This is a genomic window from Rhodococcus sp. IEGM 1372, from assembly GCF_030056835.1.
Taxonomy (GTDB): Bacteria; Actinomycetota; Actinomycetes; order Mycobacteriales; family Mycobacteriaceae; genus Rhodococcoides.
Genome location: NZ_JASHKS010000027.1, coordinates 25076 through 45006, shown reverse-complemented (window position 1 = coordinate 45006; position 19931 = coordinate 25076). Strand labels below are relative to the sequence as shown.

At 65.7% G+C, this 19931-nt stretch carries 15 protein-coding genes, 1 tRNA gene and 2 pseudogenes; 10 read left to right on the top strand and 8 right to left on the bottom strand.

Annotated features, from left to right (window positions below):
* Nucleotides 1–22 precede the first annotated feature (22 nt).
* A complete protein-coding gene (locus QM590_RS18995; protein ID WP_269595980.1) occupies nucleotides 23–1285 on the bottom strand; it encodes an alpha-hydroxy acid oxidase in 1263 nt (420 codons plus the stop codon).
* A gap of 52 nt (nucleotides 1286–1337) precedes the next feature.
* Nucleotides 1338–3225 (bottom strand): annotated as a pseudogene (locus QM590_RS18990) (L-lactate permease).
* Between QM590_RS18990 and QM590_RS18985 the strand changes: the two are divergent.
* Nucleotides 3143–3910 (top strand): FadR/GntR family transcriptional regulator, encoded by a 768-nt coding sequence (locus QM590_RS18985; RefSeq protein ID WP_269595981.1) that lies wholly within the window; start codon nucleotides 3143–3145, stop codon nucleotides 3908–3910. The pseudogene QM590_RS18990 and the gene QM590_RS18985 sit on opposite strands and share 83 nt — an antisense overlap.
* 244 nt (nucleotides 3911–4154) lie before the next feature.
* Here the strand turns inward: QM590_RS18985 and QM590_RS18980 are convergent, their stop codons facing one another.
* On the bottom strand, nucleotides 4155–6524 hold the full coding sequence (locus QM590_RS18980) for a DEAD/DEAH box helicase (RefSeq protein ID WP_269595982.1): 2370 nt from the start codon (nucleotides 6522–6524) through the stop codon (nucleotides 4155–4157).
* A 391-nt stretch (nucleotides 6525–6915) separates the two neighbouring features.
* On the opposite strand from QM590_RS18980, the gene QM590_RS18975 reads away from it, so the two are divergent.
* The 5 genes and pseudogenes from QM590_RS18975 (at nucleotide 6916) to QM590_RS18960 (ending at nucleotide 12260) form a co-directional block, all read left to right on the top strand.
* Complete coding sequence (locus QM590_RS18975) at nucleotides 6916–7119, top strand: cold-shock protein (RefSeq protein WP_005248460.1); 204 nt, start codon at nucleotides 6916–6918, stop codon at nucleotides 7117–7119.
* A 147-nt stretch (nucleotides 7120–7266) separates the two neighbouring features.
* The gene (locus QM590_RS18970) at nucleotides 7267–7854 is read left to right on the top strand and encodes a hypothetical protein (RefSeq protein ID WP_269595983.1); all 588 of its coding nucleotides are present in this window, start codon (nucleotides 7267–7269) and stop codon (nucleotides 7852–7854) included.
* Nucleotides 7855–7963: 109 nt separating this feature from the next.
* The gene (gene topA, locus QM590_RS18965) at nucleotides 7964–10972 is read left to right on the top strand and encodes a type I DNA topoisomerase (RefSeq protein ID WP_269595984.1); all 3009 of its coding nucleotides are present in this window, start codon (nucleotides 7964–7966) and stop codon (nucleotides 10970–10972) included.
* A 116-nt stretch (nucleotides 10973–11088) separates the two neighbouring features.
* A pseudogene (locus QM590_RS25980) lies at nucleotides 11089–11127 on the top strand (hypothetical protein).
* Entirely contained in the window at nucleotides 11124–12260 is a 1137-nt protein-coding gene (locus tag QM590_RS18960) for a DNA polymerase III subunit delta' (RefSeq protein ID WP_397485500.1), read from the top strand. Before QM590_RS25980 ends, QM590_RS18960 begins: the two are co-directional and overlap by 4 nt.
* On the opposite strand, the gene QM590_RS18955 is transcribed toward QM590_RS18960, so the two are convergent.
* Nucleotides 12257–12775, bottom strand: coding sequence for a CGNR zinc finger domain-containing protein (locus tag QM590_RS18955; RefSeq protein ID WP_121872065.1), 519 nt, complete (start codon nucleotides 12773–12775; stop codon nucleotides 12257–12259). The genes QM590_RS18960 and QM590_RS18955 overlap by 4 nt on opposite strands.
* Before the next feature lie 88 nt (nucleotides 12776–12863).
* Between QM590_RS18955 and QM590_RS18950 the strand changes: the two genes are divergently transcribed.
* From QM590_RS18950 to QM590_RS18935, 4 genes are all read left to right on the top strand, one after another.
* Nucleotides 12864–13559 carry an SDR family oxidoreductase gene (locus QM590_RS18950; protein ID WP_269595985.1) on the top strand — a complete coding sequence of 232 codons (696 nt, stop codon included), beginning with the start codon at nucleotides 12864–12866 and terminating at the stop codon, nucleotides 13557–13559.
* Nucleotides 13560–13627: 68 nt separating this feature from the next.
* Nucleotides 13628–13703 (top strand) — tRNA-Thr (locus QM590_RS18945).
* Between the two features lie 102 nt (nucleotides 13704–13805).
* Nucleotides 13806–14849: a zinc-binding dehydrogenase gene (locus tag QM590_RS18940; RefSeq protein ID WP_220709133.1), complete on the top strand. Its 1044-nt coding sequence runs from the start codon at nucleotides 13806–13808 to the stop codon at nucleotides 14847–14849.
* 21 nt (nucleotides 14850–14870) lie between these two features.
* Nucleotides 14871–15680 carry an esterase/lipase family protein gene (locus QM590_RS18935; protein WP_121872066.1) on the top strand — a complete coding sequence of 270 codons (810 nt, stop codon included), beginning with the start codon at nucleotides 14871–14873 and terminating at the stop codon, nucleotides 15678–15680.
* Here the strand turns inward: QM590_RS18935 and QM590_RS18930 are convergent.
* The 4 genes from QM590_RS18930 to QM590_RS18915 are packed head-to-tail and all read right to left on the bottom strand — an operon-like array spanning nucleotide 15670 to nucleotide 19685.
* The gene (locus QM590_RS18930) at nucleotides 15670–16482 is read right to left on the bottom strand and encodes an ABC transporter permease (RefSeq protein ID WP_269595986.1); all 813 of its coding nucleotides are present in this window, start codon (nucleotides 16480–16482) and stop codon (nucleotides 15670–15672) included. The genes QM590_RS18935 and QM590_RS18930 overlap by 11 nt on opposite strands.
* A complete protein-coding gene (locus QM590_RS18925) occupies nucleotides 16479–17441 on the bottom strand; it encodes an ABC transporter ATP-binding protein (RefSeq protein WP_269595987.1) in 963 nt (320 codons plus the stop codon). The genes QM590_RS18930 and QM590_RS18925 overlap by 4 nt, the downstream gene beginning before the upstream one ends.
* Complete coding sequence (locus tag QM590_RS18920; protein WP_269595988.1) at nucleotides 17438–18565, bottom strand: LolA family protein; 1128 nt, start codon at nucleotides 18563–18565, stop codon at nucleotides 17438–17440. Before QM590_RS18920 ends, QM590_RS18925 begins: the two co-directional genes overlap by 4 nt.
* 22 nt (nucleotides 18566–18587) lie before the next feature.
* Nucleotides 18588–19685 carry a DNA alkylation repair protein gene (locus QM590_RS18915; protein WP_269595989.1) on the bottom strand — a complete coding sequence of 366 codons (1098 nt, stop codon included), beginning with the start codon at nucleotides 19683–19685 and terminating at the stop codon, nucleotides 18588–18590.
* Nucleotides 19686–19931 lie beyond the last annotated feature (246 nt).

The following is a 19931-nucleotide window of genomic DNA, read 5'->3' as shown; positions in this document are numbered from 1 at the left end:
CGTGAACCCCGGCCTACAGCGGTCAGCGTGGTGTGAAGGTGCGGGCCCCGGACTGTAGAGGAGCGAATCGAGTGAGTTGAGTGACGTGCTCCGGGGTCAGTTCCGCGAGTGAATTGACCTGCAGCAGTTGCATGGTGCGCACTATTTCCTCGCGCAGGATCTCGATCATGCGGTCGACGCCGGCGCGACCTCCGGCCATCAGACCGTACAAGTAGGCCCGGCCGACGAGGGTGAACGACGCTCCCATCGCGATGGAGGCGACGATATCGGCACCGTGCATGATGCCGGTGTCGACGGCTACTTCGAAGTCGGAGCCGACTTCGCGGACGACCTGAGGCAGCAGATGGAAGGGAACAGGAGCCCGATCGAGTTGTCGGCCTCCGTGATTGGACAGGATGATTCCGTCGACTCCCAGTTCGGCGAGACGGACCGAATCCGCTACCGACTGAACACCTTTGACGACCAGCTTGCCGGGCCAGATCTCCCGGATGACGTCGAGATCCTCGAACGAGATCGATGGATCCATCGCTGAATTCAGCAGCTCTCCGACCGTGCCGCCAGTGGAGGACAGCGATGCGAACTCGAGCTTGGCCGTGGTGAGGAAGTCCCACCACCACCAGGGCCGCGGAATGGCGTTGGCGATCGTCGACGCGGTCAACTGCGGCGGGATGGAGAATCCGTTGCGCTTGTCGCGCAGGCGTGACCCGGCGACCGGCGTGTCGACCGTGAACAGGAGGGTGTCGAAGCCTGCCTTCGCGGCGCGTTCGACCAGCCCGAACGAGATGTCGCGATCTCGCATCACATAGAGCTGGAACCAGTTTCGTCCGTTCGGATTAGTGGCCTTGACGTCCTCGATCGACGTGGTGCCCAGCGTCGAGAGGCAGAACGGAATTCCAGCAGCTCCGGCCGCGGCAGAACCGGCGTATTCGCCCTCGGTCTGCATGAGTCGAGTGAATCCCGTCGGTGCAATGCCGAACGGCAGCGCGGACGGCCCGCCGAACACCGTCGTCGAGGTGTCGACGTGGGAGACGTCCCGCAGGATCGAGGGGTGGAATTCGACGTCGCGGAAGGCCTGTCGAGCCCGCGAGAGCGAGATCTCGGCGTCGGCGGCACCGTCGGTGTAGTCGAATGCGGCCCGTGGGGTGCGTCGACGGGCGATGGTGCGGAGATCGTCGATGGTGAGTGCGGCGCTGAGGCGTCGTCGACGCAGATTCAGATCGGGCTTCTTGAACGAGAGGACCTCGCGCAGGTCGGTCGCTTTGGGCATCTGCCGGGTGATGGGCATGTCACGTTCTCGATTCTGTGGGCTGATTGCGGTGAGTGATGGTGACGACGGGTCAGGGGAGCATCCAGGCCAGGACCGAACTCTGGAGTCCGACCAGAAGGCAGATGGCAAGCAAAAGGCCGAGACTCCACCCGATGACCTTTCTGAATATCTCGGACTCCCGCCCGACCAACCCCACCGCGGAAGCAGCGATGGCGAGATTCTGCGGGCTGATCATCTTTCCCACCACACCACCCGAGGTGTTGGCGGCGACCAGCAGGGTGGGGTCGATGCCGGCGTTGATCGCTGCAGTCTGCTGCAGCGTCGCGAACAACGCGTTCGCGCTGGTGTCCGAGCCGGTGACCGCGGTTCCCAGCCACCCGAGAATCGGGGAGAGGTAGGCGAAGAATGCGCCGGTGCCGGCAATCCAGGTTCCGATGGTGATGGTCTGCCCCGACTGGTTCATCACGTAGGCGAGCGCCAGAACCGCGCCCACCGTGAGTGCGGAGAATCGCAGTTTGATCAGGGTGCTTCCGAACAGCCGGGCGGCGTCGGGAGCGCTGACGCGGTAGACGGCGGCGACGATGACACCGCAGATCAGGAGCAGTGTTCCCGGCGTGGACAACCAGGTGAACTTGTAGATGGTGGTGGTTGCGGGGGAACCGGCGGCGGTGAGGATGTTGCCGTCGAGACCGGGCCACGGTACGGCGATGTCGGTCGAGGCGAGGAACCTGGCCACCGGGGACCACAGTTTGGCCACCGAGAACACCGCGATGACCAGCAAATAGGGAAACAGTGCGAGCCACACTCGTTGGGTCGTCAGCGGCGCGGCCTCGATGGTGCGGGTGGCGATCGGTGCAGGCGTGATCGGGGCGCTGCCCGAGCTCCCCGAATCGAGGTCCGCATCCCGGGCCAGGAGGATGCGTTCGCGGGCCGCGTCGGATCCGGCCGGCTTCCAGAACCGCAGAACCACGACTGCTGCGGCGATGCCCGCCAGCGAGGCGATGATGTCGGTCAATTCGACCGAGATCCAGGTTGCTGACCCACTGCGCGACGGCGAACACGACACCGACGGCCAGGGCGACCGGCCACGTCTGGGCGACGCCGCGTCGACCATCGGTCAAGAACGCGATGAACAGCGGTACGAACAGGGCGATGAACGGGGTCTGGTGGCCCACGTACGCGCCGATCTCGTGGTAGTCGATGCCCGTCAAGTTGCCGGCGGTGAGGATAGGAATGCCGATGGCGCCGAAGGCGACCGGCGCGGTGTTGGCGAGCAATACGACGACGGCTGCGCGCATCGGAGCGAAGCCGATAGCCAGCAGCATGACACCGGTGATGGCGACGGGAGCACCGAATCCGGCGAGGGCTTCCAGTAGCCCGCCGAAGCCGAACGCGATGATGATCGCCTGGATACGCGGATCGTCGGAGATGGCATCGATGATGCGGCGCAGGTCGTCGAATCGTCCGCTTGTCACGGTCAACTCGTACAACCAGATCGCACAGATCACGATCCACACGATGGGAAACAACCCGAAAGCGAAGCCCTGTGTGGCCGACAGCCCGGCCAGATTCACCGGCATGTCGTAGGCCAGAACCGCCACTGCCAGCGCGACGACGAGCCCGGCCAGACCGGCGAAGTGGGCTTTCCAACGAAGAAGGCCCAGCGTGACGAAGACCGTCAACAGCGGCAGGCACGCGACCGCAGCGGACAATCCGATGCTGCCCGCGAGCGGTTCGAGATCGGGTGTGTACACGGCTACTCCATTCAAGACCTTCAATGTGTGTGAGGTCTGACCACTCGACGAATGATATGGATCACACCCGATGGGGTCAAGAGGCTCGAGGCACAGACCTTCTTCTGGTTGGATGATCGTTATGGCTGACGACGCTGGACGGGCGCAGAACGAACCGCTTCCGTGGAAGCCGGTCCGGCGCGCACGGGCGCACGAACTGGTCATCGACGCGATCGAGGAGCGAATCATGGCAGGAGATCTCCGCGTCGGAGATCCGCTGCCGCCCGAGCGGGACTTCGCAGCTCAGCTCGACGTCAGCCGGGCCGGGGTCCGTGAAGCGGTACGCGTCCTCGAAAGCAGTGGAATCCTCCGGTCGTCACCGGGTTCGGGTCCCGGAGCCGGCACCTTCGTTGCGGCGCTGCCGCGGCCGGCGCTCACACGTCTCCTTCGCCTGCACGTCGCGCTGACCAACTTTCGGATCGACGACTTGATCAGCACGCGAGTTGCGCTCGAGCGGGCAAGTGTTCACCTTGCCGCGGTGGCCCCCGATCAGAACAAGCTTGCGCAGGCGAGGGCCGAAGTGGACATCATGGCAGCGCGGGGTGTCACCCGAGAGGTCTTCAACGACGCCGACACGAACTTTCATATCGCCCTGGCCGAGGCCTCGGGTAACGACTTCGTCGCGTCCCTCACCGCAGCAATCCGGGAGTCGATGCGTGCGCCGATCCTCGCCGCGCTGTTGGAGATCGAGGATTGGGACTCGTTGGCCGACAAGCTGAATACCGAACACCGGCAGATTCTGGCGGCCGTCGAATCCGGTGACGCGGAGCTCGCAATGAAGTCGGCCGAAGAACACATCCGGTCGTCCGCTGCGGCCCTGTCCATTCGCAACAGCCCGGAACCGACGTAGCATCGGCTGTCGCAGATTCGTGTACCCGCCGGCTTTCGAATGGCGTTGTGCGGGTAACGCATTCCGCTGTGAGCCTGTGAGGTCACGCCCTGCGCCCGGACGCCGCAAATGCGCGCGCTTTTGTCAGAAGCGCGCGATATAGCCCCGTCCAGCAGCCGATTTTGCACGCGTTCCGCGAATGCGCGCGCGTTTGCGTTTATCGCTGGACCGGCGCTGGACCGGCGCTGAATCGGAATCCGTGGACTCACCCCTCCCGAGTGATGGCCGCCAGTACCGCAGTCAACACTCGAACAGCACCGTCTTTGTCCAGTGGATCGTTGCCGTTTCCGCATTTGGGTGATTGCACACAGGAGGGGCAACCTGTTTGGCATTCGCAGGAGACGATGGCGTCTTTCGTGGCCGTGAGCCAATCGGCGATGGCCACGTGACCGCGGTCGGCGAAGCCTGCTCCGCCGTCGTATCCGTCGTAGACGAACACCGTGGGCAGGCCCGTATCGGGGTGCAGAGCCGTCGACACTCCGCCGATGTCCCAGCGATCGCACGTTGCAACCAAGGGCAGCAACCCGATGGCCGCGTGTTCGGCGGCGTGCAGTGATCCGGGGAATCGTTCGTACGGAACTCCGCTGTGCTCGAGCAACTCCGGGGTGATGGTGTACATGACGGCTCGGGTGTCGAGTGTCTGTGCGGGCATGTCGAGTTCGATGGAGTCGAGTACCTCGCCGGAGAGGAGGCGTCGCAGATATCCCACGACCTGATGGGTGACGTTGACCTGCACCAGTGCGACGCGTACCTCGCCGTAGTCGACGGATTCGTGCACCGCGGTGATCGAGATGTCGGTGATCTCGCGGGCCGAGGTGTTCCACTCGGGCTGCTCGGCGTGCACCAGTGCGAGACCGGCATCGAGATCGAGCTCGTCGACCACGAACGACTCACCCTGGTGAATGTGGACGGCACCCGGGTGGGCGGTGGCGGGCGCTCTGCCGCCGTCGACCGTGCCGAGCATGCGACCGGACTCGCCGTCGACGATGGCCACCTGCACCCCGGTGCCGCCGCGAATGTTCACCGCACCGTGCGGCGACAGCTGCTGCCCCTCGGGGGTGATGAACCACCCGTGCGGACGCTTGCGCACATAGCCTTTCAGTTCGAGTTCCTCAAGCACCGATTCCGCGCTCAGTTCCTCGGCCTCGACGAGGGTGATCGGCAGTTCCACTGCAGCGCAGAGCAACTGCGGAGCCAAGATGTACGGGTTGGTGGGGTCGGTGACGGTGGCCTCGACGGGCTTGTCCAACAGAGCCGCCGGGTGATGCACCAGATAAGTGTCGAGTGGATCGTCGCGCGCAACGAGCACCAGTAGCGAGCCCTCCCCGCGTCGTCCGGCGCGGCCGCCCTGTTGCCAGAACGACGCGACGGTGCCGGGGAAGCCCGCCACGATCACTGCGTCCAAACCGGCGATGTCGACGCCCAGTTCGAGCGCATTGGTGGTGGCGACGCCGAGCAACGTGCCGTCGGACAGATCGGATTCGAGTTTGCGCCGATCCTCGGCCAAATACCCTGCGCGATAGGCGGCGACGCGTCGTATCAATTGCGGATCGACGTCGGCGAGAATTCTCTGGGTCCCCAGCGCGGTCACCTCGGCTCCGCGCCGGGACCGCACGAATGCCAGAGTTCGCGCGCCCTCCACCAGTAGGTCGGCCATGATGCGCGACGCTTCTGCGCCTGCGGATTTCCTTACCGGAGCGCCGTTTTCGCCGGTGATCTCCTTGAGCAGCGGTGGTTCCCACAGCGCGACGGTGCGGGCTCCGTGCGGGGATCCGTCCTCGGTGACTTCCGCGCACGGCGCGCCGATGAGTCGGCTCGCGGCCCGCCCGGGTTCGGACGTCGTGGCGCTGGCGAGAACGAACACCGGCGATGCTCCGTACCGTGCGCACAGGCGTCGTAGCCTGCGGAGCACGAGCGCGACATTGGACCCGAAAACTCCACGGTAGTAATGGCATTCGTCTACCACCACGTAGCGGAGGTTGCGGAGGAAGCGCGACCACCGCTCGTGCGAGCCGAGGATGCCGAGATGCAGCATGTCGGGATTGGTGAAGATCCAGCGCGCGTTCGCGCGGGCCCACTGGCGAATCTCGATCGGCGTATCGCCGTCGTACGCGCTCGGAAACACTTCGGCGAGTTCGTCTGATACCGAACGCAACTCGTCGGTTATCGAGATCGTGGTGCGCAGCTGATCGGCACCGAGGGCCTTGGTGGGGGCCAGATACAGCGCGGTCGCTCGGGCATCGGCGGACAGCGTCGTGAGGATGGGGAGTTGATACGCCAGCGACTTACCCGACGCGGTACTGGTCGAGAGCACCACATGACTGCCCTCGGCGGCGAGTGTTGCCGCACGTGCCTGATGCGTCCAGGGTTGTGAGATCCCACGAGAGGTGATCACCTGCACCACTTCCGGGCCCACCCACGACGGCCAGGAGGAGAACTGGGAGGCGCGTGCCGGCAGTTCGGCGACGTGGGTCAACGGGCTCTCGCTCGAAGGCGATCCCGCCAATACTCGATCCAGCAACCGCTGCCCGTAGCTCCCGGCATCCGCACCGCCCAGCGGATTCTTCTCGCTCACGGGCCTCCATGCATTCGTTCGATCTACAAGCGCCGTCGGGCTGTTCGCGACATCCCCATGCTAGCGGGAACCTGCTCAGCTCCTTCGCGCCCTGGTGGAAGCAGCAATTCGCCTGTCGGATGTTGTCCGTTTCTACAACACGGACAAAATGTTCGAAAACGGTCGACTTTCGACTGTTGCGAACGCGGAGTTCATGGTTCACTTGACGCGGTCGCAGCTTCTGTGTTCGTTCTACGCTCGCAGGATCTAATGTTGCGGGCGCGGTACTGGAAGAGCTCGTCCGTCAGGGGGAATCCTGAGGGGGATTCGTAGAAAGTGCAGCGGTCGGAACCGGCCCGATGGACCGAAAGTGCGCTCCATCGAATCCGGTGTTAGAAAGAGAAGGAAAAGCATGGCACAGGGAACTGTGAAGTGGTTCAACGCCGAAAAGGGCTTTGGATTCATCGCACCAGAAGACGGCTCCGCTGACGTCTTCGTTCATTACTCCGAAATTCAGGGCAGCGGCTTCCGCACCCTCGAGGAGAACCAGCGCGTCGAGTTCGAGGTCGGCCAGGGCACCAAGGGTCCTCAGGCCACGGGCGTTCGCGCGGTCTGATTCTCTTCTCTTTGGAGTCGAGAACCGTCATCCCCCTTTTCATCGGTCCTACAAGGCCGATCGAAAAGGGGGATGTTTCGTTTCCACGAACCACCGGGGAGCGCCGAAAGCCGTGAGCGCGGGCGTCGATGTCCTAATGTCCATGCTGTGAACCAGCTGTCCTTCTTCTCCGCCGAGTCGTTGCCGCCCGCGGTGACCGATCTCAGTGGGCTGCTGGCTGCCACCGGCCATGTCGTCACCTCGGCGGGTGCGGCCCGAATTTCCGTCGTGGTCGACGCTCAGTGGCGCGCGGACGCCATCGCCGAACTCATCGAACAATGCGGTCTGACGCCGGAGCTCGGTCAATCGGAGGAGGACAGGCCTCTGGTGCGTACCGCGTCGGTGCCCGAACTGTCCGCATTGGCGTCTCTGTGGACCAAGGGCGCTGTCAAGGCCGTCCCGCCCGGTTGGGTACCGGGCTCTCGCGAACTGCGCGCCTGGGTGCTCGCGTCGGGTCGTCCCGAGGCGGAAGGGGAGCGGTACGTGCTCGGTCTGGATCCGCACGCGCCGGAAACTCACGCCGTCCTCGCCCAGTCGTTGATGCGCGCGGGCATCGCGCCGACACTCATCGGCACGCGTGGGTCCAATCCTGGCCTCCGAATAACCGGTCGACGCCGGCTGCTGCGGCTCACCGAGAACGTCGGTGACGCTCCACAGAACGTGGACGCACGTACCAATTGGCCCCACGCCGAGTAGGCCGATCTGTGACTGATCTGCGAGTATTTGGCCGACGTATGTCAGTCTGTTAGTAGTGGGACAGGCAAATCTGCCTGTGAAAACGCACTAGGGAAGGTTCGGCAGCAAGGTGGCAGCACGTAACAACGGCACGGGGGACAGCTCCGCCGAGCCACGTCGTCTGGTCATCGTCGAGTCTCCGACCAAGGCAAAGAAGATCGCCCCGTACCTAGGGAGCAACTACGTCGTCGAGGCCTCCGTCGGCCATATTCGCGACCTTCCCCGCGGTGCCGCGGACGTTCCCGCCAAGTACAAGGGTGAACCATGGGCACGTCTCGGCGTGGACGTCGACCACGACTTCGAGGCCCTGTACGTCGTCTCGCCCGAGAAGAAGGGCAAGGTCGCAGAGCTGAAAAGCCTGCTCAAGGACGCCGACGAGCTCTATCTCGCCACTGACCCCGACCGCGAGGGTGAGGCCATCGCCTGGCATCTCCTCGAGACCCTGAACCCCAAGATCCCGGTTCGACGCATGGTGTTCCACGAGATCACCAAGCCGGCCATTCTCGCTGCCGCCGCCGATACCCGTGACCTCGATCAAGACCTCGTCGACGCCCAGGAGACCCGTCGTATCCTCGACCGTCTTTACGGCTACGAGGTCAGCCCGGTGCTGTGGAAGAAGGTCATGCCGAAGCTCTCGGCAGGCCGAGTGCAGTCCGTCGCCACCCGCATCGTCGTCCAGCGCGAGCGCGAGCGGATGGCGTTCCGCAGTGCCGAGTACTGGGACATCTCCGCCACGCTCGACGCCGGAGCCGACGCCACCCCGCGCAGCTTCGGAGCCCGCCTGGTCAATGTCGACGGCAATCGCGTCGCCGCAGGTCGTGACTTCGGGGCCGACGGCAAGCTCAAGTCCGACTCGGTGACCGTCCTCGACGAACCGCGTGCCCGACGCCTCGCCGAGGCTCTCGAAGGCGTCGACCTGACGGTCGCGTCCGCCGAGGACAAGCCGTACACCCGCAAGCCGTACCCGCCGTTCATGACGTCGACGCTGCAGCAGGAAGCCGCCCGCAAGTTGCGCTTCAGCTCCGAGCGCACCATGCGCGTCGCGCAGCGGCTGTACGAGAACGGCTACATCACCTACATGCGTACCGACTCGACGACGCTGTCCGCGTCGGCGATCTCGGCGGCACGTACCCAGGCGACCGAGCTCTACGGGCCGGAGTACGTCCATCCGTCGCCGCGTCAGTACACCCGCAAGGTCAAGAACGCGCAGGAGGCCCACGAGGCCATCCGCCCGTCCGGTGATGTCTTCCAGACGCCCGGTCAGTTGCACTCGGCCCTGCAGACCGACGAATTCCGCCTCTACGAGCTGATCTGGCAGCGCACGGTCGCGTCGCAGATGGCCGACGTGCGCGGCACCACGCTGACACTGCGCATCACCGGAACGGTCGGAACCGGCGAGGAGTGCACGTTCTCCGCTTCGGGGCGCACCATCACGTTCGCCGGCTTCCTCAAGGCCTACGTGGAGAGCGTCGACGATCAGGCCGGCGGACAGTCCGACGACGCCGAATCACGTTTGCCCGCACTGGTTCAGGGTCAGGCCGTCACCGCCACCCAGCTCGATCCCGACGGTCACACCACAAACCCGCCCGCGCGTTTCACCGAGGCGTCGCTCATCAAGACGCTCGAGGAACTGGGCATCGGTCGGCCGTCGACGTATTCGTCGATCATCAAGACCATTCTCGACCGCGGTTACGTCTACAAGCGCGGCAGTGCACTGGTGCCGTCGTGGGTGGCGTTCTCGGTGGTTGCGTTGTTGGAGGCGCACTTCGGGCGTCTGGTGGACTTCGACTTCACCGCAGGCATGGAGGACGACCTCGACGCCATCGCGGGAGGCCGTGAGCGACGCGGCAATTGGCTGCAGAGCTTCTACTTCGGCGGCGACACCGGTGCCGAGGGCTCGGTGGCTCGCTCCGGTGGCCTGAAGAAGATGGTCGGCCAGAATCTCGAAGAGATCGACGCCCGCACCATCAACTCCATCCGTCTGTTCGACGACTCCGAGGGTCGCGAAATCCATGTGCGCGTGGGCCGTTACGGTCCGTACCTCGAGCGCATGGTCAAGAACGATGACGATCCGGACGGCGATCCGATCAGCCAGCGCGCCAACCTGCCCGACGATCTTCCGCCGGACGAGTTGACGATCGACTTCGCCGAAAAGCTTTTCGCCACACCGCAAGAGGGGCGCAAGCTCGGTGTCGATCCGCTGACCGGTCACGACATCGTCGCGAAGGAAGGCCGTTTCGGGCCATACGTCACCGAGATCCTGCCCGAGCCGGAACCCGAACCCACGCCCCCCGAGCCCGATATCGTCCCGGTGCCGTCCGGCAACGACGGTGACGGTGGCGGCGGAGTCAAGACCGCGGTGAAGAAGGCGGCGGCCAAGAAAGCTCCGGCCAAGAAGGCGGCTGCGAAGAAGGCGACCGGCCCCAAGCCGCGCACCGGTTCTCTGCTCAAGTCCATGGACCTGGCGACCATCACGCTCGAGGATGCGCTCAAGCTGCTCTCGCTGCCTCGCGTCGTCGGAGTCGATCCGGAGTCGAAGGAAGAGATCCTTGCGCAGAACGGTCGCTACGGCCCGTACCTGAAGAAGGGCACCGACTCTCGCTCGCTCGCCGACGAGGATCAGATGTTCACCGTCACCTTGGAAGAGGCGCTGAAGATCTACGCCGAGCCCAAGCGTCGGGGTCGTCAGGGCGAAGCCAAGCCGCCGCTGCGCGAGCTGGGCGTCGACCCGATCAGTGAGAAGCCGATGGTGATCAAGGACGGTCGCTTCGGGCCGTACGTCACCGACGGCGAGACCAACGCCAGCCTGCGCAAGGACGACGAGGTCGAGTCGATCACCGACGATCGTGCGTCGGAGTTGTTGGCGGACAGGCGTGCTCGTGGTCCGGTGAAGAAGAAGGCACCGGCGAAGAAGGCTGCCGCCAAGAAGGCTCCGGCCAAGAAGGCCGCAGCGAAGAAGGCTCCGGCAAAGAAAGCTGCTGCCAAGAAGACGGCCACCAAGACCACTGCCTCCAAGACCACTGCCGCGAAGAAGTCACCGGCCAAGAAGGCCCCGGCGAAGAAGACCGACACCGAGTAACCGCCGAGCTCGAAGTTATGGATGTGAAAACGGTTCAAAGCCGCCGTAACTTCGAGTTCGCGGGTTCGGGTTGTCGGCCCCAACCACTAGGGTTGCGTGCATGGCGGGTGTGTTCGATCGATTGGTCGGTCAGGAAGATGTCGAGGCCGATCTGACGGCCGCTGCGGTGGCTGCGCGCACCGGCGTCGACTCGTCGGCGATGACGCATTCGTGGCTGTTCACCGGCCCGCCCGGGTCCGGCCGATCCATCGCTGCCCTGTGCTTCGCTGCGGCATTGCAGTGCACCACCGAGGGCACTCCCGGGTGTGGGCACTGCCAGGCCTGCTCGACCACCATGGCTGGCACTCACGGCGATGTGCGACGCGTCGTGCCCGAGGGGTTGAGCATCAGCACCAAGGAGATGCGAGACATCGTCTCCATCGCCTCGCGTCGACCCAGCACCGGGTTGTGGCAGGTGGTGGTGGTCGAGGACGCCGACCGGCTCACCGAGGGTGCCGGAAACGTGTTGCTCAAGGTCGTCGAGGAGCCGCCGGCCAAGACGGTGTTCCTTCTGTGTGCGCCGTCGGTCGATCCGCAGGACATCTCGGTGACTCTGCGCTCGCGGTGCCGTCACGTCTCGCTGGTCACGCCCACGGTGCCGGCGATCGCGCAGGTGCTGCAGACTCGCGACAAGCTCGACGCCGAGACGGCGGAGTGGGCCGCGTCGATCAGCGGTGGTCACGTGGGCAGAGCGCGTCGCCTCGCCACCGACGAGGATGCGCGGGCGCGTCGCAAACGTGCCCTGGCGCTGGCGTCGGCTGCAGCTCGGCCCAATCAGGCGTACCTCGCGGCCGAGGAGTTGGTGAAGGCGGCCGAGGATGAGGCCAAGGAGATGAGTGCCTCGCGCGACGAGGCCGAAACCGAGGAATTGCGTACGGCTCTGGGTGCGGGCGGTACAGGCAAGGGCGCGGCGGGTGCGCTGCGCGGCTCGGCCGGGGTGCTCAAGGATCTCGAGAAGCGGCAGAAGTCGCGTGCCACCAGGACCGGTCGCGATTCACTCGATCGCGCGCTGATGGATCTGGTGGGCCTGTATCGAGATGCGCTCGCTCGCTCGTACGGATCGACCGCCACGGCAACCCATCCCGACATGGCCGAGCAGGTCGAGCGCATGGCGAAGGCCGTCTTGCCCGAGGCGCTGCTGAAGAGCATCGAGGCGATCCTCGAATGCCGAGAGTCGTTGGCAGTCAATGCAAAACCCAAGTTCGCGATCTATGCGATGGTGGCGACGCTGGGCGACGTGCTCCGCTAGGTCTGCGCTTTCTTGCGCGCCCGCGAGGCGCGGAGATTGGCCACGTTGCCGCAGGTCTTCACGTCGTGCCAGACGCCGCTGTTGTTGCGGGAGCGGTCGTAGAACGCCGATCCGCACGCCTCGTTCTTGCATCTCTTGAGCCGGGGCCAGGTACCCGATTGCTGGGCGAGCAGTATTTCCGCCCAGATCTGTGACGCGATGTAATCGGCCCCGGTGCCGGTGGGCGCGAGCCGGACGCTGCCGTCGGCGTCCGCTACGAGTTCGACTCGAACGGCCGGCCGTGCGGCCATGTCGCCTGCGATGGCCGCTTCCACGTCGGATCGCAATGTCCGTAGCGCCGCTGCATCCTCGTCCGAGAGCGTCGTCCCCCAGGTAGTCGATGCGGTTTCACCGTCGGCGATGAGGTCGGGTAGTCCGTAGGGGGCGATGGCGCGCGTATTCAGCAGATCCTGGACGACGTGCAGCCCATCGGGTGCAGAAGCGAGGTGGAAGCGCTCGGTGGGTGTCGGCGACATAGGTGAACACTATTTGACTATGTCGAAGCGGTCAACTATGAATGACAGAATCAAAAGCAATTGACCTCTGTCTCGAAGGGTGAACTTCATGGTGTCGATTCAAGGAGCAACGGTGTTGGTGACCGGCGGTCAGCGCGGCCTGGGCAGAGCGACGGTCCACGCGTTGCTCGAGCGTGGGGCCGCGAAGGTCTACGCAACGGCGAGGAACCCGCGCGAGGACTCCGATCCTCGGGTGGTGCCGGTTGCCCTCGATGTTGCCGAAGCTGATTCCGTTGCAGCGCTTGGTGATATCGCGTCCGACGTGTCGATCGTGTTCAACAACGCCGGTGCTCCCGGAACGACACCGTTGCTGACGACGTCGATCGACGACGTTCGCGCAGTGTTCGAGACCAACGTGTTCGGCGCGCTGCGAATCGCTCAGGAATTCGCGCCGATCCTGAAGGCCAACGGCGGCGGCGCGCTCGTCGACATCCACTCGGTGCTGTCCTGGCTCGGCGGCGCAGGCGCGTACGGGGCGTCCAAGGCGGCGATCTGGTCGGTCACCAACTCGCTTCGGCTCGAGCTTGCGCCGCAGGGAACCCTCGTCGTCGGGGTGCATCTGGGGTACACCGACACCGACATGATCGCCGAGCTGGATGTCCCGAAGAACGACCCACGCGATGTAGTACGCCAGGTGCTCGACGCCGTCGAGGCAGGGGAGAACGAAGTGCTCGCCGACGCTGTGACCAGGCACGTCAAGTCGCTTCTCGGTGGGCCGGTGGAGGGACTAGGTCTCGCCGGCTGACCCCGTCGCGGGAGGCGATTTTCGTTTCGATGTGCTGCTCCGTTAGACTCACCAACGCCGAAAGGCACGCCGCCTTAGCTCAGTCGGTAGAGCATTTCACTCGTAATGAAAAGGTCAAGAGTTCGATTCTCTTAGGCGGCTCCACCAGCAGGCCCTCGATACGCACCAGCGCGTCGGGGGCCTTTTTGGTTGTCGATCCAGCGCTGCATCGGCCTGTTCGTGACGTCGGTCCTGCAAGATGACTTCATGCGAACCGGAAGAGCCAGCGGTGACCTGATGACAGCCATCGTCACCACCGGCATCGGTGGGTACGACAAACTCGTCGTGTCCGAGGTGCCGATACCCGTGCCGGGCCCTGGTGAGGTGCTCGTTCGAGTGTTGGCCGCGGGGATGAACAACACCGAGATCAACACACGCGTGGGCTGGTACGCGGACGGCGGGTGGAACGACGCGACGCCGTTTCCGCTGATTCAGGGCACGGACTGCTGCGGTCTGGTGTGTGCGAGTCCCGGGACGGACGAATCCATCGTCGGTAGCCGAGTCCTGGTTCGACCGTGCATGCGTGTCGACGGCTTCTCGTCGGGCGAGACGCGCTGGTTGGGTTCGGACATGGACGGCGCGTTCGCGCAGTTCGTCGTCGTTCCGGCGAGCGAGATCTTCGCGGTCGACTGTGGGTGGACCGACGCCGAGCTGGCGACCATTCCGTGTGCCTACGGCACGGCGGAGAACATGATCGCTCGCGCGGGAGTGCATCGAGGGTCGACAGTGCTCATCACCGGCGCGTCGGGCGGAGTCGGTTCTGCCGCAGTGCAACTGGCTGTTCGACGCGGTGCCCGCGTGATCGGCGTCGCGAGCCCTACCAAGCACGACCAGCTCCGCGAACTCGGCGTCCACGAGGTGTACGGGCGCGATGTCGACGTGGTGGACGCCCTCGGCAAGCGCAGCGTCGATGTGGTGATCGACAATGTCGCGGGCGACGGTTTCGGCCCTTTGCTCGACGTCCTCGTTCGTGGGGGAACATACGTGTCCTCCGGCGCGATCGCAGGACCCGTCGTCGCGTTGGATCTACGGACGATGTACCTGAACGACCTGACTCTCCTTGGCTGCACAGCGTGGGACGAGGACGTGTTTCCGAACCTCGTGTCGTACATCGAAGCCGGTGAGATTCGTCCCTTGTTGGCCGAGTCGTTTCCGCTCGAGCAGATCGCGGCCGCGCAGCAGCGCTTCCTGGAGAGGGACCACGTGGGGAAGTTCGTGCTCGTTCCTCCGGTGGTCCGCGATCAGGCGTGATCTGCAGGCACACTGGACAGAGTGTTCGCCTCCCTCGCCCCGGCTCGCCGTCGTCTCGTGTTCGTCTTACTCGCTCTCGTTCTGGTCGGGATCGTCGCGGCTGTGGCGGCCTTCGTCGCATCACGCCCCGCGAACGACCCCGTCGCCAGCGTCGACCAGTCCGTTCCCGGCCCGGTGCTGCTGATCCCCGGGTTCGGCGGATCCACCGACTCGCTGGAGGTGCTCGCGGCCGAACTACGGGAGGACGGTCGCGACGCCACCGTCGTAGCTCTGCCCGACGGTGGCGTCGGCGATCTGACCGTGCAGGCGCAGACCCTGCGCGACGCCGTCGACGCGGCTCTGGTTCGGACGGGAGCGACTTCGGTCGACGTCGTCGGGTATTCCGCCGGTGGGGTGGTGGCCCGGCTCTGGGCCGCCGACCTGGGCGGTGCCGAGCAGGCCCGACGCATCGTCACTCTCGGCTCCCCGCACCACGGCACTCAGGTGGCGGCTCTGGCGGCCCAGTTCGTGCCCGACCAGTGCGCCACCGCCTGTCAGCAGCTCGCCCCGGACAGTTCCGTGTTCGCCGCCCTGAACTCCGGGGACGAGACCCCGGAGGGGCCGCAATGGGTGTCGATCTGGACCGAGTTGGATCAGGTGGTGACCCCGCCGACGTCGGCCGAACTCGACGGGGCCGTCAACATCCCTGTCCAGAGCGTGTGTGCGGACTCGACCGTCGATCACGGGAACCTGCCCCGCGATCCTCTGGTCGGCGCGATGGTCTCTGCCCAGTTGGACGGCGACTCCACCACCCAGCTCGGCGCAGGTGATTGCAGCCGTCTCAGCTCGTGATGTCCTTGGTGGTGAAGTTCGCCCACGCCGCGCCGAGAAGAACGACGACGTAGACGCCCTGCACACCGACGCCGCGCATCAGGTCCCGCGTCGGCACCGGGTCGCGGAACAGGTCGACGAAAGCCAACCAGTATCGCGTCGGTAGGTACGGCGCGATGGCGTCGGCGGCGTCCAGCGTCAGCAGCAGCGAGCTCGCGATGAGGAACGCCAACGCGCCCAATGTCGCGGCGAGCGGGGAGTCGGTCAGGGTCGACAGGAACAGGCCCATGGCGGCGACTCCGAGCATGGACATGGTCACGTAGAGCACGGCGATGACGGTGCGCGTGGCGACCTGTTCGTCGGTCAGCACTGTGCCGGACACGCTGGAGACGCCACCCAGAGTCGTGACGTCGAACAGCGTCGTGCCGACGAAGTATGCGATGACGGCCACGACGACGACGGCCAGCAGCACGAAGGCGGCAACCGAGATCAGCTTCGCCACCAGTAGTTTGGTTCGTCCCACCGGGCGGGCGAGCAGGTAGCGCAGCGTGCCGGCCTGGGCCTCGCCGGCGACGGCATCGCCTGCGATCACCGACACGGCGACGGGCAGGAACAGCGGGAGCACGATGGCGAGCGCGGCGAGCGGAAACAGCTGGCCGTTGGTGGTCACCGCAGAGAGGAAGGCGGGGCCTTCGCCGGGACGCGGACCGACGTCGGTCAGGGCGAGGAGACCCGCGACGATGGTCGGCAGCAGATTGAGCAGAAGGATGACGACCCAGGTGCGGGGTCGGCTCAGCATTGCGCGCAGTTCGACGCCGATCATGCGGTCACCTCGGTCCGGGTGGCGTTGTCTCGAAGTGCGCCGGGTGCGTCGACTCTGTCGGAACTGGCCCCGGTGACAGCCAGCACGGACTGTTCGAGGCTCATCCGTTGCTCGCTCAGCTCGCTCACCCGGACTCCGCCCTCCACGAGGAGCCGGTTCAGCGCGGCTGGGTCCCGGTGCTCGACGATCAGTTGCTGACCCACACGTTCGAGCACCGTGGCCCCCTCGACGCCGGAGAGCAGGGAGACGGCGTGGGCGGGATCGGCGGTGCGCACCGACACCCGGCCGGTGGACCGCTGCATCGAGGACAGCTGGTCCTGTAGGACGAGTCGACCTCGGTCGAGCACTCCCACTCGGTCGCACAGTTGCTCCACCTCGGCCAGCAGATGGCTGGAGAGGAACACCGTGGTGCCTCGAGAGTGCAAGCCCAGCAGCAACTCTCGAATCTCGAGGATTCCCTGTGGGTCGAGTCCGTTGGTCGGCTCGTCGAGGATCAGCAGTTCGGGGGTACGCATCAGCGCCGCCGCCAGCCCGAGACGCTGCCGCATGCCGAGCGAGTACTGCTTGACCGGTCTGCGTCCCACCCCGGCGAGGCCCACCTGCTCGAGAGCTTCACCGACCCTGGTTTTCCGGGTACGCCGGGACCCACCCGGACCGGCCGCGTCGAGCAGCGTGAGGTTTCTGCGTCCGGACAGGTTGGGGTAGGCGGCGGGGTTCTCGATCAGCGCCCCCACCCGTGGCAGCACGCTTCTGCGTCGCCGGGGCATCTCCTCGCCGAGCACCTGTATCTGCCCGGAGGTCGCCAGTACCAGGCCGAGCAGCATGCGCACGGTCGTCGTCTTGCCGGAGCCGTTCGCGCCCACGAAACCGTAGATGTCGCCGGCGCGTACGTCGAGGTCGACACCGTCGACTGCCCGCACCGATCCGTAGCTCTTGGTCAGGCCGGTCGTGCGGATCATGTGGCTGCTCCTCCGAGCTGTTGGGCGGCGGTCGTCAGGGTCTCCGCGGTGACGGTGCCGGACAGCAGATAGCGACGCCGGTCGTCGGTGGGTCCGGTGACGAGGACGTTGAGTGGACCGAGCGACACCGCGACGCTGTCGTCGGTGACGATTGCCCCGGGGGCGGACTGCAACTGTTCGACGAGTCCGCCCGCGGCGCGTCGCGGCAGGGGAACGGCGAACAGTTCGGTCACACCGCGGCCGTAGATTCCCACCGACCCCTGGCCTTCGCGGGGGCGCAGATCGAGGCCGGACAGGGTCGACGGCAGGCCTGCGGTGTCGAGCCGGTCGGCGAACGAGGCGATGTCGCCACCGTCCTGCTGCTGCACGTCGGTACCGGGCGGGGGAACGAAACGGACGGTGTCGGCATCGGGGGTCTCGGAGGAGAAGTCGAGGAACGCGGTGCTAACGACCGGACGGGTGGCCCCGGCTCCCAGCAGGTCGACCTGCAGCGGGAGCCCGCTGCCGGGGTCGACCCAGACGTCGACTCCGGTGACGGTGCTCTGCGGCTGGCTGGGGACGAGCCTCAGGCCAGGGGCGTCCCGGCCGGCGATCCGGCGTGCCGGAAGCCGGGTGACCTCATCCGCGGTCGCCTCGCTCAGCAACCGCTGCCCCAGCTCCGGGGGTAGCAGGTCGGCCTCGCGTGGCAGGCGCAGGCTCGGTTCGGGGACCGGGGTGACCACGGCCGTGTTCTGCTCGTAGTCCCATCTCCACAGCCGCGTCGGGCTCCGGTAGAGACCGCGCTCACCGGCCAGACGCACGGTGTCGACGCGCCAGCTGTCCGGGGCGCGATACCAGGCACGCAGAGTGGTGGTGTCGCCGAGCAGATCCGGCAGGCCGCCGAGCCCCTCGGTCACGGGAATGATGACACCGCCGACCGCCTGGGCGTAGCCCGAGTACGGCGTCTCGGTGGAGGACTTGACCTGTTCGAGCAGTTCGGCTGCGCCGATGTCGGACGGGTCGACGGGTAAGCGCGCGATCACCGAGGGAGTTGCGACGAGCACGGCGATGCCGAGCACCACTGCCAGCCACCGCCACTTCTTGCGCACCTCTTCGACCGTACGGACGTACCCGAGGTGCTGCATGTGAGCTGCACGACGCTCGCCGCTAGCCCCTGAGCGTGAACTCCGCGTGACCGTAACTCACACCGTTGATCTGGAGCTCGATGGAGTGTGGGCCGGGGTAGTACTTCCGTGTGGTTAGCGGCTTGAACGAATGTTGCCGTCGCACATCGATGCTGTCGCCGGGCGTGATCGTTCTCGTCGTCAGCTTGAACGTCTTCCCCGTCACCCCACCGTTGGCTTTGGTGTGGTGCACGATGTAGTCGATCGCAACCTTGGCCGGTTCTGCGCCGACGTTGCGGATCGAGGCCGTGAACTCCACTTCGCCGCCCATGGGCAGCTCCGTGACGTCGAGGGTGGGGCCGTTCACTTCGAGGTCGGCCGGAGCGAACCCGAGCAGCTCGAGTGCGTCCCGGTTTCCCTTCTTGATCACCGTCCGAAGTGCATGTCGCACAAGCTGTTCGGTGTGCGCGTCCGGGTCGTCGAGCCACCGGGTGGCGGTCCTGACGACCAAGTCCGGGGCGTCTCGGCTGACATCGTTGAGATGGTTCGCGACAGAACGTCGAACGTAATCACTGTCGTCTCGGTAGAGCCGGTCCAGGATCGGCACCGTGACGCCCGGGCGCGCGAGTATTTCGGGGACGCGCACCGACCACGGAAGATACGGGCGGGTGCCCTCCGACGCCAGACGCCGCACATGCTCGTCCGAGGATGTCGTCCAGTCCGACGCGATCGCGAGCGACCGATCCAGGTCGGCTCGAAGAAACGAGCGGATGGCGAATTCCGAGCTGAGTCGGCCGGTGAGCTCGGCGAGCAAGGCCATTCCGTCGTCGAATGCGCTCGAGGTGTTCTCCTCGACGGCCTTCGATGCGACAGCGCTCGTGACCGGCCAGACCGCCCAGCCCTGGAAGTCGGGATCGGTGGCGGCACGTCGGATGATGCGAGCGAACTCCGTGTAGGTGCCGGGCAGTCCCGTGAGCAGGCCGTCTCGCAACAGATCTGCGCGGGCTCGAAGTGCGAGTGGACCCAGACGATCGATCGATCCTTCGAGTACCGACAGGTCAGCCTTCGGAGCGGCGGTGCGCATGGTCCGAAACAGCGTGCCGGCCGCATCCGGGCCGAGGAGTTCGTCGGCGAAGGGCATGAGAGCTTCTTACCCGACGACTCTGCTCCACGGGGTCGTCGGGGTTCGACGCTGTGTCGAGGGCTGCGCGGGAGGGTGAAATCACCAGGCCGACACCTATTTCTCGAGCTGCGCCAATGGCGGCTGTGGTAACCGGAGTGGGATAACCTTCGTCGAATATCAAAGTGCTGAGCGGCTGGTCGACTCGGTTTCTTCGGCCGTACCGGTCTTTCTGCGCGGTGGGCTACAACCCTGGGGGTCGCGCCA